A 14,200-nucleotide genomic window follows, 5' to 3' on the forward strand; every position below is an offset into this window, starting at 1 on the left:
GCACTAGGAGATCCCCGTCGCGTTCGTGCAGTAGGCCCACAACGCGTTGACGTCCTCGCGCTTCTCTCCCGTGGCGGGCAGGTAGTGCGTGGGGCGTTCGCGCCGGTCGTGCCAGAAGCGGCCGCTGCGAGGTGCGGGACTGGTCGCGGACAGCCAGACGACGGTGTCCGCGCCTTCCTCGGCGTTGCGCAGGAATCCCTTGGTCAGGCGGTGAAATCCCGGCAGCGAGCCGGCAACTCCTGGCGTGTCGGCCCAGCCGGGGTGCATGCCGTGCACGCCGATGCCGTTGGGCGCATACCGTTCGGCAAGCAGAGGCACGAGCGTGACCTGCATGCGTTTCGTGCGGGCATATGCTGTCGCACCGCGGTACTCGCCTTCGCGGTATTCGGGGTCGTCGGCGCGGAGACGCTGGGTGTACATACCGCCTGACGACACGAGCACGACTCGTGGATCTGGTGACGCAGCGAGCAAAGAACGCAGCAGATCGGTCAGCAGCAACGGGCCGAGCACGTGCGTGGCGAACGTCAGCTCGTGCCCGTCCGCGGTGGTGGTGCGTTCCGGCGGCATGACACCCGCGTTGTGCACCAGGACGTCGACGCGTTCGAACTCCTGCAGCATCTCGCCGGCGAAGTGGCGCACGGAGTCCAGGCTCGACACGTCGCAACGCCGGATCAGGACGACGGCCGCCGGCACCTCGGCGATGATCTCCGCGCGGGCGGCCTCACCCTTGGCCTCGTCGCGCACCACCAGCACCACCGCGGCACCGAGGCGGGCCAGGCCCAGCGCGGTCGCCTTGCCGAGTCCCGAACCCGCGCCGGTGACGACGGCGAGACCTCCGAGCAGCACGCCCGGTTGCGGATCGTCGGCAGGCCAGGTGCGTTTGCGGAGCTGGTACCCCAGCTTCGAGTAGCCGGGGATCACGAGCCGGTCCGAGATGGTGTCGAGCACGCGGGACATTCCGCTCATTGCATCTCCTGCTCGTTCGTCTCAGCCGTAGCGAAGCGGTTTCCTCGCCGGCTCCTCCAGTACCCGCGATGCGAGCCAGGCAAGCCCGTCGGCGGTGCCTGCCGGGGTTCCGGACGGCTGGACGACGTGGCTGAGCACCGTCCGGGTGACGATGTCGATGAGGACGTCGATCTGGTCCTTCGTCAACGCCGGCCGGTACACCTCGACCCGCTCGGCGAGCATCGCCTTGACGTCGGCGAGCAGGGTTTCGGCGTGGGTGGTCAGCAGCGGCACCAGTTCGGTGTCCGCGCCGTGCGTCGCCGAGGCGATGGCGCGGACCAGGAGGTTGTCGCCGGCGAGTTCGAGCACGTCGCGCACCGCGTCGTAGATCGCCTCGACGAGGTTGTCGGCGTGCCGGTCGAACGCGTCGCGGATCGCGGTGAGGAACCTGTCTAGCTCGTGCGCGAGCATGGCGTCGGCGAGCGCGTTCTTGGAGCCGATCTCGTTGTAGACGGTCTGGCGGCTCACCCCGACGTGCTCGGCGAGCCGCGTCATGGTGACCGCGGCCCAGCCCGTTTTCGCGGTCATCTCGATCGCCGCCTCGATGATCGGCTGGCGGCGCTGACCGCCCGCGGCTGGAGATGTCCCGCTCATGACCACGATCCTAGGCGGTGCTCACCCGGCCCTGCTCCACGAAGTCGATCTTCTCCCGCACTCCGCAGTCCGGGCAGCACCAGGAGTCCGGGATCGCCGACCAGGGCGTACCAGCGGGGAAGCCTTCTCGTGGATCACCGGTCTGCTCGTCGTAGACGTACCCGCAACCGGGACACATCCCGCCCGCCGTCGCATCGCCGCGAGTGTCGGCGACGACTTCCTCTCGCACACCGACTCCGCCGTACCGCGCGAGGACCTTCGCGCGCTTGCCCGGCTGGATGTTGGCCAGCGCGATGTCGCCACCGAAGTGGGCGTGCACCCGCGGGTCCATCACACGGCGCCACAACGGCGGCACGAGCGCCAGCAGGATCATCCCGGCGTACCCGGTCGGCAGCACCGGCGACTCGGCGTAGTCCCGCAACGTCTGGTAGCGCCGCGTCGGATTGGCGTGATGGTCGCTGTGCCGCTGCAGGTGGTACAGCAGGACGTTGGTGGCGATGTTGTTGGAGTTCCAGCTGTGGCTGGGATCGACGCGTTCGTACCGGCGGCGGTCCGGGGCGCCCACCTTCTGCCGCAGCATCCCGTAGTGCTCCATGTAGTTCACGACCTCGAGCAGCGAGAACCCGATCACCGCCTGGATCACCAGGAACGGCAGGATGCCCATGCCCAGCCACGCGATCATCGCCGCCCACAGCACCGCCGACATCAGCCACGCGTTCAGCACGTCGTTGCCCAGCCGGAACGGGTGCCGGTCACGCCGCCCGTAGCGCTTGCGTTCGAGCCGCCACGCCGACTTCAGCGACCCGAAGACGGTCCGCGGCCAGAACCGGTAGAAGCTCTCCCCCACCCGGCTGCTCGCCGGGTCCTCCGGGGTGGCGACGCGCACGTGGTGGCCGCGGTTGTGCTCGATGTAGAAGTGCCCGTAGAAGCTCTGCGCGAGCGCGATCTTGGACAGCCAGCGCTCGTGGCTCTCCTTCTTGTGGCCGAGCTCGTGCGCGGTGTTGATGCCGATGCCGCCGATGCACCCGATCGACACGGCGAGGCCGATCTTGTCCACCACGGACAGATCCCCGCGCGCGATCAGCCAGAACGCCACCACGAACCCGACGTACTGGATCGGCAGGAACAGATAGGTGATCCAGCGGTAGTAGCGGTCGTTCTCCAGCCGCTCGAGCACGTCGTCGGGCGGGTTGGCGCGGTCGAGCCCGGCGACGAGGTCGATGGCCGGGACGATGATCAGGATCACGATCGGGCCGATCCAGAACCACACGCCCCAGCCGGTCAGCGCGTGCAGCCCCATCGCCAGGAACGCCAGGGACGGCACGACCAGTCCCAGCAACCACAGGTAGCGCTTGCGGTCCGTCCACTGCTCGGTTGAGCCGACGGGCACCGTTGCCTTCTTGTCGCTCATGCCACACTCCTCGGGAGGTTGACAGAACGATAGGGATTGTAAAGCCCATTTGACAAGAGGCGGTTAGTTGTAAACCTCGGCCAGTACCGCACGGGCAGCCCGGCGGCCCGAGTGCAGCGCACCCTGGATCGAGCTGGTGTCGCGGTGGTCGCCGCACACGTAACGACGTCCGCCCGCGCGTACGGACTGCCGCAGCCGGTGTGGCGCGTCCATCGACGGAAGCGCCCGTTCGATCTCGTACCTCCGCAGGACCTCCCAACGACTGGTGTCCGTGCCGTACAAGCGGTTCAGGTGTTCGCGAACGTCCACTTCGGACGCCTCGCCCAGCACCGTGGCCTGCACGAGCGGGGCATGCGGCGAGTACGGGCGCGAGACCTCCGACATCACGGCGGTGTTCACGACCGGCCCGCCGTTCGCGTCGACCACCAGGCAACCGTCCCGCAACGGTGATCGCGGCGGCCGGAAGTACCAGGTGGTCACGCCGTTCCACCGGGGTTCGGCCAGTCCCGGCAGCAACCTGGCCGCGGTAGTGCCGTCCGTCGCCACCACGACCGCGTCGGCGGCCACGTGCCCGCCACCCTCGAGATCCACCCCGTGGTCCTGCACGGCCCGCACGACGGTCTCCAGCTGCACGGTCCCCTCCGGCAACTTCGCCGCCAGCGCCTTCGGCAGCTCACCCATGCCGAGCGCGGGAACAGCCGCGCCGCCACGGGCGAAGCTGCGCCACACCAGGTGGAAGAACCGCGACGACGTCGTCAGCTCCCGTTCCAGGAACACGCCCGAGAGGAACGGCCGGAAGACCGCCTCCAGCGCGCGATCGGTGACCCCAAGAGATCGCAGCTCGTCGCACGTGGGGCGGTCGGGCGCGATGAGCAGCGGCCGCGCGGGCCCGAACGCGTCCCGCGCCGAGAACGCGGCCAGCGCGGCCAGGTCGCGAGCACCCAGGACGTGCTGACGGAACATCCCGTCCCACGCCGCCGATCCGGTACGCGGGTCGGCGAGCAGGTCGTGACGGCCGTTGTCGTGCACGAACACGCCAGGTCGCAAGTGCCGCAAGGGAAACGGCCCCAGGTCCAGCCGCTCCAGCTCGGGGTAGGCGGGCAGCATGATCTGGAAGCCCCGGTCGAACCGCACGCCGTCGACGACGTCCGTCCGCACGCGGCCGCCCACCTCGTCGCCCGCCTCCAGCACGGTGACCTCCGCGCCGGCGGCGGTCAGTTCCAGCGCCGCGCTCAGCCCAGCCAGGCCCGCTCCCACCACCACGATCACAACTCGACCGTATGGGCCACACGACCCGTTCGCACAACGGACTATTGATCCGCCAAGCCGCCACCGAGCGCGGCGTCCAGCAGGTCACCCAGTTGCTGGAGCTGCGCGGCGGACAGCGCGCTGAACGAGGACTCGATGACACCATCCGCCGCGTCCTGCCCCTCGGCCCGCAGCCGCGCCCCCTCGTCGGTGAGCCGGTGACGCACGGCCCGCCCTGGACCCGGAACGCGCTCGATCAGCCCGCGCTCGGCCATCCGCACCGCCAGGGAACCGAAGGACTGGTCGGTCTGGAAGGTCAGCAACGCGAGGTCGTGCAGCGAGGCGTCCGGCTGCCGGTGCAGGTGGCGCAGCGTGTCCCACTGCACGAGAGAGAGCCCGAGCGGCGCCAACGCCTGACTCAGCGCGCGGTGGTGGCGGTGCTGCAGGCGCTTCACGGCGAGCGCGACGTCAGCGGGACGGTGCTTCACAACCGGGATCTTAACCACCTTGCTTATATAAGTATCCTTACCTAAGGTTCCTTACATGACCTACTTGCTTCTGCACGGCGGTGGCGGCGCTCCCACGATGACGGCGTTCGCGGACCTGCTGACCGAACGCACCCACTCGCAGGTGCTGGCCCCCACCCACCCCGGTTTCGGCGGCACCCCCAAAGCCGGCCTGACCAGCGTCTCCGACCTCGCGCAGCACTACGTCGCGATGCTCGACCAGCGGGACCTGACGAACGTGACCGTGCTCGGCAACTCGTTCGGAGGCTGGCTGGCCGCCGAGATCGCGCTGCTGGCCAGCCCGCGCGTGAGCAGCGTGGTGATCGTCAACGGGATCGGCGTCGAGGTCGACGGCCACCCGATGACCGACATCAGCGGCTTCAGCCTCGCCGAGATCCGCGCGCTGTCGTGGCACGACCCTGCTCTTGCGCCACCGGCCGGCTCTGGCCCGAGCCCGGACGTGCAGGCGCTCATCGGCTACACCGGCCCGTCCATGTCCGATCCCACGTTGCTCGAACGGCTCGGCGACGTGCGCGTGCCCGTCCACGTGCTGTGGGGCGAGAGCGACCGCATCGTCGACCCCGGCTACGGCAAGGCCTACGCCGCCGCGATCCCGTCGGCGACGTTCACCCTGCTCCCCCGCACCGGCCACCTGCCCCAGGTCGAGACGCCCGAGGTCCTGCTCACGGCGCTGCTCGACCTCCGGTGAACCGGTGCCGCATCGTGCCGTCCGCGGTGGGTTCGACGCCGAGCAACCGCAGGTAGGCGAGCAACGGCTGGGCGTGGCTGTGCAGGTTGGAGACGGGGTAGGCCTGCATCGCGACGCCGTGGTCGGGCAGCGCCCACGTCTCGCCGGGCCGATCGCTGTCCGGCGCGAGGTAGCAGTCGGGGCCGGACAACGTGCCCGTCCACGTGCCGGGGTAGGCGGCGGTGTGCGCGTGCAGGGACATGCGCCGCCACTCGTCCCACGCCAGATCCGGGTCGTGGCGGGCCGCTGCCCAGATCAGCGTCATGTTGACCGAGAACCACACCTGGCCGAGCGCGGTCGGCCAGCGGTGCCGCGCGCCGAGAGGTGAGTCGGCCCGGCAGGTTTCGTCGATCGTCCTGAGCAACGCCCGTGCCTGGTCCGCCGTGGCCGCGCCGCACAGGATCGCCCACGGCTGCACCTCCAGCCACAGGTCGTGATCGCCGATCAGGCCACCGCCGGGGGCGTGCGCACGCCGGAACCATCGGCCGTTCCACTCTCCCGCCACCCGTTCGCGAAGAACAGCCGCGCGCTCGCGGGCTTCCGTCGCGGTGGCGTCATCACCGAGTCGCTCGGCCAGGCTCGCGTACACCGGGAGCACCCAGGCGGCCATCGCCGAGTTGAGCACCGACTCGCCGCGTTCGATCATCAGGTCGCGGTCCACTCCGGACTCGCTGACGGCGAGGTCGTTCCAGTCGGCGTTGAGGATGCGGACGTGCCCGTGCTCGCCCACGCCCACCTCGTCGACGAAGAACCTGAACTGGCGCCGCAGGTTCTCGCCGAGCGGCACCGGATCGGCGCCGTGGCACGGGTGGTACGGCACCGGGTCGGCGAACGCGGCGAGGTCATCGGTCGCCGCCGCGTACTCGGCGGCCAGCCAGAGCGCCCACAGGTTCTGGTCGGACGGCCGGAACACCCCCGCCCACGGCTGCTTGCGGCCGTCGAGCGCGTACGGCAGGTCGCCGTCCGGGCTGCCCCAGGCGCAGGTGTTGCGCAGGACCGACAGCGCCAGGTCCGGTTCGAGGTGGACGAGCGGGAGCGCGTGCTGCAGCGGATCCCTTGCCGCGCCGTTGAACCCGTGGCGGAACGAGTAGGCGGAGCCCTGGTTCAGGGTGTGGCCGCCGAGCACGCCGTCGACGCAGGCGCCGCCGGTGAGCAGGGCCGCGTGCCAGGTGATCTCGGGCGTCACCGACGGGAGGCGATCTCGTAGTGCGGCAAGGCTTTCGGTGTACACGGCGGCCGGGTCCATTGGGTCGTTGAGGAGACCGAAGCGGAACCACACCGTCGTCTGGGCGCCGGGTGGCAGTTCGAGTTCGACGGCGATGGTCAACGAGCCAGCGGTGGTCTGCACCCGTTCGCCGCCGCACTGTTCCAGTGCCACAACGGGTCCGTCGTCCAGCACGTCGTCACGCGAAGGACCGAACTCCAGGTTCACCTCGCGCTGGCGCACCACCCATTCCTCGGTCAACGTCCGGCGCAGCACCGCCTCGCCCCGGTTGGCCACGTCGACCTTGATCAGCACCCACGGTAATTCGCCTTCAGGGCACAGCACCGTGCGTTCGATCTCGGCCCCGTCCCCAGCCACCGACACGCGGCAGAACGTCGGCCCGAACAGCTTCGCCGCGGCGGCATCCGTGGACAACGCACCGAACCGGCCAACGCCAGTGTGTTCGGCGATCCACCGGCACCCGAGGTGCTCGTCCCACACGCTGAACAGCCCGTCGCTGCCGGCCACCAGGGTGATCCGGCGGTTGCCGACGTGCACCCGGTGCAACGACGTCGGCGGGTCGAGGATCGGATCCCACGGCTCGGGGCCTGCCCGGTATTCGAACGCGGGCAGGCCCTCGGCTGTCGTCCACTCCCCGAACTCGCTCACGCGTCCCAGCGTTCCGTTGGGACGTGCGGGCGGGCAAGTGGTGCGCACCGGAAGGTTGCCGAGGGAATTCGCGGTCAGACGGGTGCATCGTGGTGCCGCCCCCACGTCTTCGTACTGGTTGTACGGGGGCGTGGGGGCGGTGCCGCGAGGCGCCCTGCTGAGCGTGAATTACCCGCCAACGTTCCGGGGCGCGCCACTAGCCGTTCAGCGCCAGAACGACCGGCGGCGCTCCGGTGCGGCGGGCTGTTCAGCGAACTCCCGCAGCACCTGCTCAGCCCGTGCCCACAGCTGGGCGACGTCTCCCCCCGCGGTGAGTTCGGCGACCAGGCGCCGCAACGGCTCGTACGCGGAGCCTTGCCGAGCCGCGACCAGGATGCCGAGCCGGCTGGCCAGGTCGGCGAGCAGCTCACGGCGTTCCCAGTCGGGCCGTCCAGCGTCCTGCTCCAGGCGCCGCACCTCCACCGCCGCGATCTCCCGCAGCTGCGCCGGGTCGTCCGGCGAAGGCACCGGAGCCGGGGCGGGCATCATCTTCGGCGCGGAGGGTCCCCCGCGGTTCCGGCTCCGGGTACGACCAGCAGCGGCCTGGGGCGCTGGGGGCGGCGGTGCGGCAACGCCGTCGAACGCGGCGCGTGGTCCGCCGCCGTACCCGCCACCGGGTGCCGAGGCGTAGCTGACCATCGGCGCGGCGGCGAACGGCGGAGCGGCGAGTTCCCAGCCCGAGGGCTGCTCGACCGGCTGCACCACCCGGTGCACCTCGCCGTCGGACACGACGCGCTCGTCCACCGCGACGAACGCGGTGAAGCGGCACAACACGCCGAAACGCAGTGACGTCTGGACGATCGTCGGCTCCACCGCCCTGTCGCCGGTCGCGTACCGGTCTTCGAGGTCACGCAGCGCCGCGCGAGCCCATTGCGCCCGGACCGCGGGCGACGTGTGGTGCTGTGCGGCGACCGTTTCCCGCCAGTCCGCGCCGTCCCTGGTCCGGCCGCGCACGGTGAAGGAGTCCGGCGCCGGCCCGCTGTACCGGCCGAAGGCGACCAGTGGCACACCGGGATAGATGGCCGTGGGCTGCTTGGGCAGCGACGACTCGGGTGACACCACCACGTCGGTGACCACCGGCGCGCCGATACGGCGCTGGATGTGGGCCATCGCCTCGTCCAGGCGGTCCTCGCTCTCCACCAGCTCGCAACGGCCGGCGCCCTGAGCGGCCAACCGGCCGAGGAAGCCCGCGTTCACGGCGGTGTCGATGCCGACGGCGTGCACGCGCGTCCGGTTGATCACCGGTGCGATGTCGCGCAGGAGCTGGTCCTCGTTGCCGACCTGCCCGTCCGTGACCAGCACCAGGACGGGGTCACGGCCTTCGCGGACGTCGGAGAGGAGGTTCAGGCCATCCCTCAACGGCGCGAACATCTCGGTCCCACCGCGAGCCTGGACCGCCGCCAGGTGCTCGACGGCGCGGAACCGGTGGCGGTCGGTGGCCGTGACGAGTCCGTTCCCGAGTTCCAGTGGCCGTTCGACGCTGTGGTCGAAGGTGATCACGGAGAACCTGTCGTCGTTGGTCAGCGTGTCGATGATGCGGGCCGCCGCTCGCCTGGCCGCGACCATCTTCCAGCCCGACATGCTGCCGGACCGGTCCAGCAGCAGCACGACGTCGCGAGGACGCACGGGGACGGAAAGGTCCGGCGGCAGCACCGTGAGCTGATAGGTGCCCTCATCGCCAGCGGGATCAGGCACACACACGGCCGCGGAGCTGTTGCCCGCGTACGCCAGACGCAGCACGAAGTCGCGGTCGACGCGTTCACCCGGCACGACCGTCACCGTGTTGCCCTCGGACACGACCGTGTGCAGGCTCGACCGCACCTCGCCGAGCTCGAGGCCGGCGGGGTCGATCTCCACGCCGATCTGGAGCCGCAACGGGTTCGGGAACCCCGGCAGCAGCACCGGCGGCGTGATCCGGGAGGCGTCCGGCACCAGGTCCGTGTCCTCGGCGTACCCGTCACCGACGGACGGCCCTGGCAGCGGCGTGCCCGGCACGTACCGCGGCGCCACCACCAGCGGGAACCGGAACGTGGCCGCGCCGTCCTCGAACACCAGCGGCCCCACCAGGCTCAGCTCGACGGTGACGCGTTCGCCCGCCGGGATGTTTCCGACCCGCATGGTGAAGACGTCGGGCCGTTCCTCCTCGACGATGGACGCTCTTCGGCCTGCCGCGATCGCGTCGTCGTAAGCCTGGCGAGCGGCACCGCGTTCCTGCAGCTCGGCGTCGACGGTGCGGTCGCCCGCGGTCATCTTCATGCCGGTGACGGCGGCGCGGTCCGGCAGCGGGAACACGTACGTCGCTTCGAGAGCCGTGTCGTGGGAGTTCACGAAGCCGGTCGTCAGCACGACGCGGCCGACCAGCCCGGTGATCGCCGCCCGCACGTCGAGGCGCTCCAACGGCAGGTTGCCGCGCTCGGTGCGCAGCGCGCCGAGACCCGCGTCCTCGGTCGTCCAGCCGATCCGGTCCCCCTCTGCGGACTTCATCGGGGCGACGGAGAAGGTCATGACGATTCCCTTTCGTTCGTGAGCAGACCACGGGCGGCGAGCAGGTCGAGCAACGGCTGTGCGGCGGTGGCGATGTCCGCGATGTCGGCGGCAGTCGGCGAACCCGGAACCAGGAGGACAGCGCCTCCGCCGAGCGCCACCCCGTTCAACGGAGCCGCCTGCGCGGGCGCAGGTGGTGCCGCAGCTGGTGCGGCGGCGGGTTCGGCCCAGAACCGCGGCCGGACGGCCTCCTGAGGTGGCGGATCAGCGGACTCGAGCAGTCGTTCGGGAACGCGGGCGATGGTCGCCAGCGCCGTGTCGGCGGCGCCCGCGAGCTCGATCTGGATCTCGGCCAGCGTCCTCCCCTCCGACTGCAGTCTCTTCACGGCCACGAGCTGGAGCAGGTGGCGTTTCCCGTACAGCGCGGTGCGGCCGCGCATCGCGGACGGCCGGTCCACCAGCCCGGTCGTCGCGTACCAGCGGACAGCCCGCCGGTCGGGCACGTCCCGCACGCGACCGTTGGGCGCGCCCGAGTACTCCGCCGTCAGTGCGGCGGAAACGCGGTCCAGCAACTCGTCGAGCGTCCACACCACTCGATAGTGACACTGCAACCGTGACAGTGTCAACGTCCATCTTAAAGATGATCATGTTCGGCGGCGCGGTAGGGTCCGCGCGTCGCGTGCCCCCTGCACACCGACTGAGGGATGGAGAGCACGAGTGACCACGGACGAGGTCGGGATGATCACCGGCCACGACACCGCTTTAGGCCGTCTGAAGACCAAGAAAGCGCAGATCCAGTACGCGCTGGAACACATGCCGCGTGGCTGCACCGTCGAAGACGTGCGCCGGTGGCTGTACAAGCACGGCCAACAGCCGCCCAGCAGGCCTTACACCGCGCCGATCGTGAACGAATGGCGCGCTCGCAACGGTGTGACCGACACCGGCGGCCACGTGCTGCTGACACCGGAACTGATCGCGAAGATGGACGAGGCCGACGGCGCCGTTCCCGAGCCAGTCGAGCCTGCTCCGGTCGAGGCCGCCAAACCCGCTGGTGCCAAGGGTTTCTACGCGGTCGCGGCCCTGAGCATCGGGGTCAGCGTGGACACCTCGTGGCGGTTCTTCGAGCAGCGCCTGGGCATCACCGACACCGTCGAGCGGGTCATCCTGTTCTCCGTCATGGAGGCGGCGCTGATCGCGTGTGGCTGGGCGATGCGCGGCGGGGTGCGCCGAGACGGCCGTCCTGGCCCGGCGCGCCTGGTGGCGTGGGCGCTGACGGCGTTCGCCGCGTTCGCCGCCCTCAGCCTGTCCGGACCCGTCGCGGGTACCGCCCGCGTCCTGCTCGGACCGGTGCTGGGCCTGGTGATGCTGCACCTGGCGCTGGGCATCGAGATCCGCGCCGCACGTCAGCGCACGACGACCTGGGCGCGAGTCGGCCGTGAGCTGCGGGAGCGCCTGCTCTCGTTGCTGGGCCTGGGCAACGACCACCGCGACGCCCTCGCGCGCACCCGCGACCGGGCAGCGCTGCGGGCGGCGAAGCTGGCGCTGGCCAGCCGGTGGACGCCGTGGCGGAAAGCTCGTCTGCGCAAGGCCCTGCACCTCTCGCACGTCGCGCACGACCCGGCGCAGCGCGACCGGATGTTGCGCGAACTGGGAGTGCTCCAGCACGCCGACAAGCTGGCGGAGACCACCCAACCGGCGCCGTGGTGACCGTCGCCCCGGCCGGCGTCGAGCTCGCGGCGGAGATCGCCACGCTGGTGAACCGGGTGTACGCCGACGCCGAGAAGGGGCTGTGGGCCGGCGGCGCCGAGCGGACCAGCGAAGCCGAGATGGCGGAACTCGTTCAGGCCGGGCAGATCTGGGTGGCCCGGTCGGACGAGCGCGTCGTGGGCTCGGTGCGCATCCAGCAGCTGGACGACAGCACGGGTGAGTTCGGCATGCTCGTCGCCGCCCCGGAGGAACGCGGTACCGGCCTCGGCAGGGACCTCGTGTCGTTCGCCGAGCGCTGGGCCCGCGAGCGCGGTCTGTCGCGGATGCAGCTGGAGCTCCTGGTGCCGCGGACCTGGTCTCATCCCGTCAAGGACTTCCTGCGGGACTGGTACACGCGCATCGGCTATCAGGTCGTGCGCACGGACGACTTCGGTGGGGCCTTCCCGGAACTGGCCCCGCAGCTCGCCTGCCCGTGCGACTTCCTCATCTTCCACAAGGAGCTGTGACGACCTCGGTTTCGGGGTCATGGCGGAGTTCGGCCGTGCCGGCCACCACGATCGTCGCCTTCTCCCACGGACGTTCGCGGCGCAGGAACGGCAGCTCCTCGGCCAGCCACGCGGTGACGTGCCGTTGCTGGGCCTCCGAGTCGCCGTCCCGTGCCACGAGCCGGCGTTCCTGCTCGTCCAGATCACCCTGGATCCAGATCGAGGCGTCGATCCACTCCGAAAGCTCCTCGCGGATGATTCCGGTGCCCTCGATCCACACGACGTCCATCCCCGCCGGGAGGCGGATCGCGCCGGGCCGGTCGTGCTCGATCCAGGCAGGCGGCCGGAACTCCACCGCCTCACCGTGACGCAGCGGCGCCAGGACGTTCTCGGCCAGGAGGTCTCCCCAGTCGAAGAACGCCTGGTTCCAGGCGACGTCGTCGGTGTGCACGACCGCGGACGCCGGGACGAGCTTCCGCAGGCGTTCGACGAGGGTGGACTTCCCTGCGCCGCCACGGCCGTCGATCGCGACGAGGAACGGACGTCTCGGGCCCACGAGTCGCTGCACCACCACGGACAGCTTCTCGACCCGCCAGCCCGTGGCCTCGACCTCGCCCTCGTGCAACCGCATACCCGCGATCCTGCACCGCCGCGCGTCAGCCCGCGAACCGCCCGACCGCCACGAACGCGGCCAACAGCAGCAGGACCACGTTGACCGGCAACGACTTCGTCTCACCCAGCTTCAGGTGCACCCTTGCCGCCAACACCTGCACGATGACCAGCCCGACGGCCGCGATCGGGGTGAGCACCGGTGCGATGCCGGTCAGTTGCGGCAGGACCAGGCCGAGCGCACCCAGCACCTCGACGGCACCGATCCCCTTCACGGCCGCGTCCGACATGTCCTTCGCCCAGTCGAAGTTGCCGGAGGCCACCATCTGTTCCCGCGGACGCACCAGCTTCATGACGCCCGCCGCCAGGTAGACCGCCGCCAGCAGACCCTGCACCACCCACAACGCGATGTTCACCGCAGTCTCCAATCCTTACGAGTTGTGCGTAGCCTCATGGTCTGTAAGTTTTGAAGCGCTGCAAAAGGCACATCGATGTATGTGTCCAGGAAAGCGGGGTGTGCTGTGACAGGGCTCACGCAGTCGGACACCTGTCCGCCGCCGATGAACGACGGCGGCGCGGTCCGGGAGGTGCTCGACCGCATCAGCGACAAGTGGAGCCTGCTGGTCATCGGCGCGTTGCGGACCGGCCCGCTGCGCTTCGGCGAGCTGGAGAAGGGGATCACCGGCATCTCGCAGCGCATGCTCACGCTGACGTTGAAGCACCTCGTCGAGGACGGCCTGGTCAGCCGCACGGCGTACCCGGAGGTGCCACCACGCGTCGAGTACGAGGTGACCGAGCTGGGCAAGACGCTGGTGCCGTTGGTGATCGCGCTCGCCGAGTGGGCCATCGCCCACCGCGACGAGATCAACGCCAACCGCGGCAGCCACCGGTAACGGTCACCCGGCGAGGAACTTGGCCACGCCGAACTCGAACCGCTCCTCAAAGGACTCCTCCGCGAGGAACGGCAGCACCTTCTCCAGCCCTGGCCGCTCCCCCGGCGTGAGGTCACCGGACGAACGGCGCGGCAACGCCTGTTCCTCCTGGCACAGGCCGAGGATGAAGTAGATGACGCCCCAGCACGTCCACGCGGCGTCCCGTTCGGACAGTCCGCCATCGAGCAGCGCGGACACGAGCGCCTCTGCGACGTCGAGCGTCGCAGGCTCGTTCGCGTAGGTACCGGCCACCACGGACGCGCCGTCGCGGTGCGCGAGCAGAGCACCGCGATACCGGCGGGCGATCTCGGTGGCGCGGGCGCGCCAGTCGTCCGGGAGGCCGTCGAGCGAGGTGCCGGCAACGATCGCGTCGGCCATCAACTCCTCCAGGCGGACCTTGCTGCGGGCGTGCCACACGACGGAGTTCATGTGCACGCCAAGGCGGCGGGCGATGGCGCGCAACGTCACGGCTCCCGCGCCCTCCTCGTCGAGGAGCTCCACTGCGGCCCGCACTACATCCGCTTGACTCTTGGTCACTGACCAAGTCTACTCGAAGGGA

15 protein-coding genes are annotated in these 14,200 nt (G+C 70.3%); 4 read left to right on the forward strand and 11 right to left on the reverse strand.

Going from position 1 to position 14,200, the window contains the following annotated elements; genetic code table 11:
* Nucleotides 1–3: 3 nt before the first annotated feature.
* The 5 genes from ACWGE0_RS21470 to ACWGE0_RS21490 all read right to left on the reverse strand — a co-directional run bounded on the left by ACWGE0_RS21470 (nucleotide 4) and on the right by ACWGE0_RS21490 (nucleotide 4,746).
* Complete coding sequence (locus ACWGE0_RS21470; RefSeq protein WP_452262654.1) at nucleotides 4–966, reverse strand: SDR family NAD(P)-dependent oxidoreductase; 963 nt, start codon at nucleotides 964–966, stop codon at nucleotides 4–6.
* Between the two features lie 21 nt (nucleotides 967–987).
* Nucleotides 988–1,599: a TetR family transcriptional regulator gene (locus ACWGE0_RS21475; RefSeq protein WP_452262655.1), complete on the reverse strand. Its 612-nt coding sequence runs from the start codon at nucleotides 1,597–1,599 to the stop codon at nucleotides 988–990.
* 10 nt (nucleotides 1,600–1,609) lie between these two features.
* Entirely contained in the window at nucleotides 1,610–3,010 is a 1,401-nt protein-coding gene (locus tag ACWGE0_RS21480; RefSeq protein WP_452262656.1) for a fatty acid desaturase, read from the reverse strand.
* 63 nt (nucleotides 3,011–3,073) lie between these two features.
* The gene (locus tag ACWGE0_RS21485; protein ID WP_452262657.1) at nucleotides 3,074–4,279 is read right to left on the reverse strand and encodes an NAD(P)/FAD-dependent oxidoreductase; all 1,206 of its coding nucleotides are present in this window, start codon (nucleotides 4,277–4,279) and stop codon (nucleotides 3,074–3,076) included.
* A gap of 41 nt (nucleotides 4,280–4,320) precedes the next feature.
* On the reverse strand, nucleotides 4,321–4,746 hold the full coding sequence (locus ACWGE0_RS21490) for a MarR family winged helix-turn-helix transcriptional regulator (protein WP_452262658.1): 426 nt from the start codon (nucleotides 4,744–4,746) through the stop codon (nucleotides 4,321–4,323).
* Between the two features lie 55 nt (nucleotides 4,747–4,801).
* On the opposite strand from ACWGE0_RS21490, the gene ACWGE0_RS21495 reads away from it, so the two are divergent.
* Nucleotides 4,802–5,473 (forward strand): alpha/beta fold hydrolase, encoded by a 672-nt coding sequence (locus ACWGE0_RS21495; protein ID WP_452262659.1) that lies wholly within the window; start codon nucleotides 4,802–4,804, stop codon nucleotides 5,471–5,473.
* Here ACWGE0_RS21495 and ACWGE0_RS21500 read toward each other — a convergent pair.
* From ACWGE0_RS21500 to ACWGE0_RS21510, 3 genes are all read right to left on the reverse strand, one after another.
* Nucleotides 5,448–7,385: a GH36-type glycosyl hydrolase domain-containing protein gene (locus ACWGE0_RS21500; protein WP_452262660.1), complete on the reverse strand. Its 1,938-nt coding sequence runs from the start codon at nucleotides 7,383–7,385 to the stop codon at nucleotides 5,448–5,450. The two genes, ACWGE0_RS21495 and ACWGE0_RS21500, sit on opposite strands and share 26 nt — an antisense overlap.
* Before the next feature lie 204 nt (nucleotides 7,386–7,589).
* A complete protein-coding gene (locus tag ACWGE0_RS21505; protein WP_452262661.1) occupies nucleotides 7,590–9,929 on the reverse strand; it encodes a VIT domain-containing protein in 2,340 nt (779 codons plus the stop codon).
* Nucleotides 9,926–10,498, reverse strand: a complete 573-nt coding sequence (locus ACWGE0_RS21510; RefSeq protein ID WP_452262662.1) for a MerR family transcriptional regulator — start codon at nucleotides 10,496–10,498, stop codon at nucleotides 9,926–9,928. The genes ACWGE0_RS21505 and ACWGE0_RS21510 overlap by 4 nt, the downstream gene beginning before the upstream one ends.
* Before the next feature lie 127 nt (nucleotides 10,499–10,625).
* Here ACWGE0_RS21510 and ACWGE0_RS21515 point away from each other — a divergent pair, with 127 nt between their 5' ends.
* Both ACWGE0_RS21515 and ACWGE0_RS21520 read left to right on the forward strand, forming a co-directional pair.
* Nucleotides 10,626–11,615: a hypothetical protein gene (locus ACWGE0_RS21515; protein WP_452262663.1), complete on the forward strand. Its 990-nt coding sequence runs from the start codon at nucleotides 10,626–10,628 to the stop codon at nucleotides 11,613–11,615.
* On the forward strand, nucleotides 11,612–12,121 hold the full coding sequence (locus ACWGE0_RS21520; RefSeq protein WP_452262664.1) for a GNAT family N-acetyltransferase: 510 nt from the start codon (nucleotides 11,612–11,614) through the stop codon (nucleotides 12,119–12,121). Before ACWGE0_RS21515 ends, ACWGE0_RS21520 begins: the two co-directional genes overlap by 4 nt.
* Here ACWGE0_RS21520 and ACWGE0_RS21525 read toward each other — a convergent pair.
* Nucleotides 12,099–12,731, reverse strand: coding sequence for a uridine kinase family protein (locus tag ACWGE0_RS21525; RefSeq protein WP_452262665.1), 633 nt, complete (start codon nucleotides 12,729–12,731; stop codon nucleotides 12,099–12,101). The two genes, ACWGE0_RS21520 and ACWGE0_RS21525, sit on opposite strands and share 23 nt — an antisense overlap.
* Before the next feature lie 25 nt (nucleotides 12,732–12,756).
* Nucleotides 12,757–13,125 (reverse strand): DoxX family protein, encoded by a 369-nt coding sequence (locus ACWGE0_RS21530; RefSeq protein ID WP_452262666.1) that lies wholly within the window; start codon nucleotides 13,123–13,125, stop codon nucleotides 12,757–12,759.
* 105 nt (nucleotides 13,126–13,230) lie between these two features.
* On the opposite strand from ACWGE0_RS21530, the gene ACWGE0_RS21535 reads away from it, so the two are divergent.
* Nucleotides 13,231–13,602 (forward strand): winged helix-turn-helix transcriptional regulator, encoded by a 372-nt coding sequence (locus tag ACWGE0_RS21535; protein WP_452262667.1) that lies wholly within the window; start codon nucleotides 13,231–13,233, stop codon nucleotides 13,600–13,602.
* Between the two features lie 3 nt (nucleotides 13,603–13,605).
* Here the strand turns inward: ACWGE0_RS21535 and ACWGE0_RS21540 are convergent, their stop codons facing one another.
* On the reverse strand, nucleotides 13,606–14,178 hold the full coding sequence (locus tag ACWGE0_RS21540; protein ID WP_452262668.1) for a TetR/AcrR family transcriptional regulator C-terminal domain-containing protein: 573 nt from the start codon (nucleotides 14,176–14,178) through the stop codon (nucleotides 13,606–13,608).
* Between the last annotated feature and the right edge of the window lie 22 nt (nucleotides 14,179–14,200).

The organism is Lentzea sp. NPDC054927 (assembly GCF_053610285.1).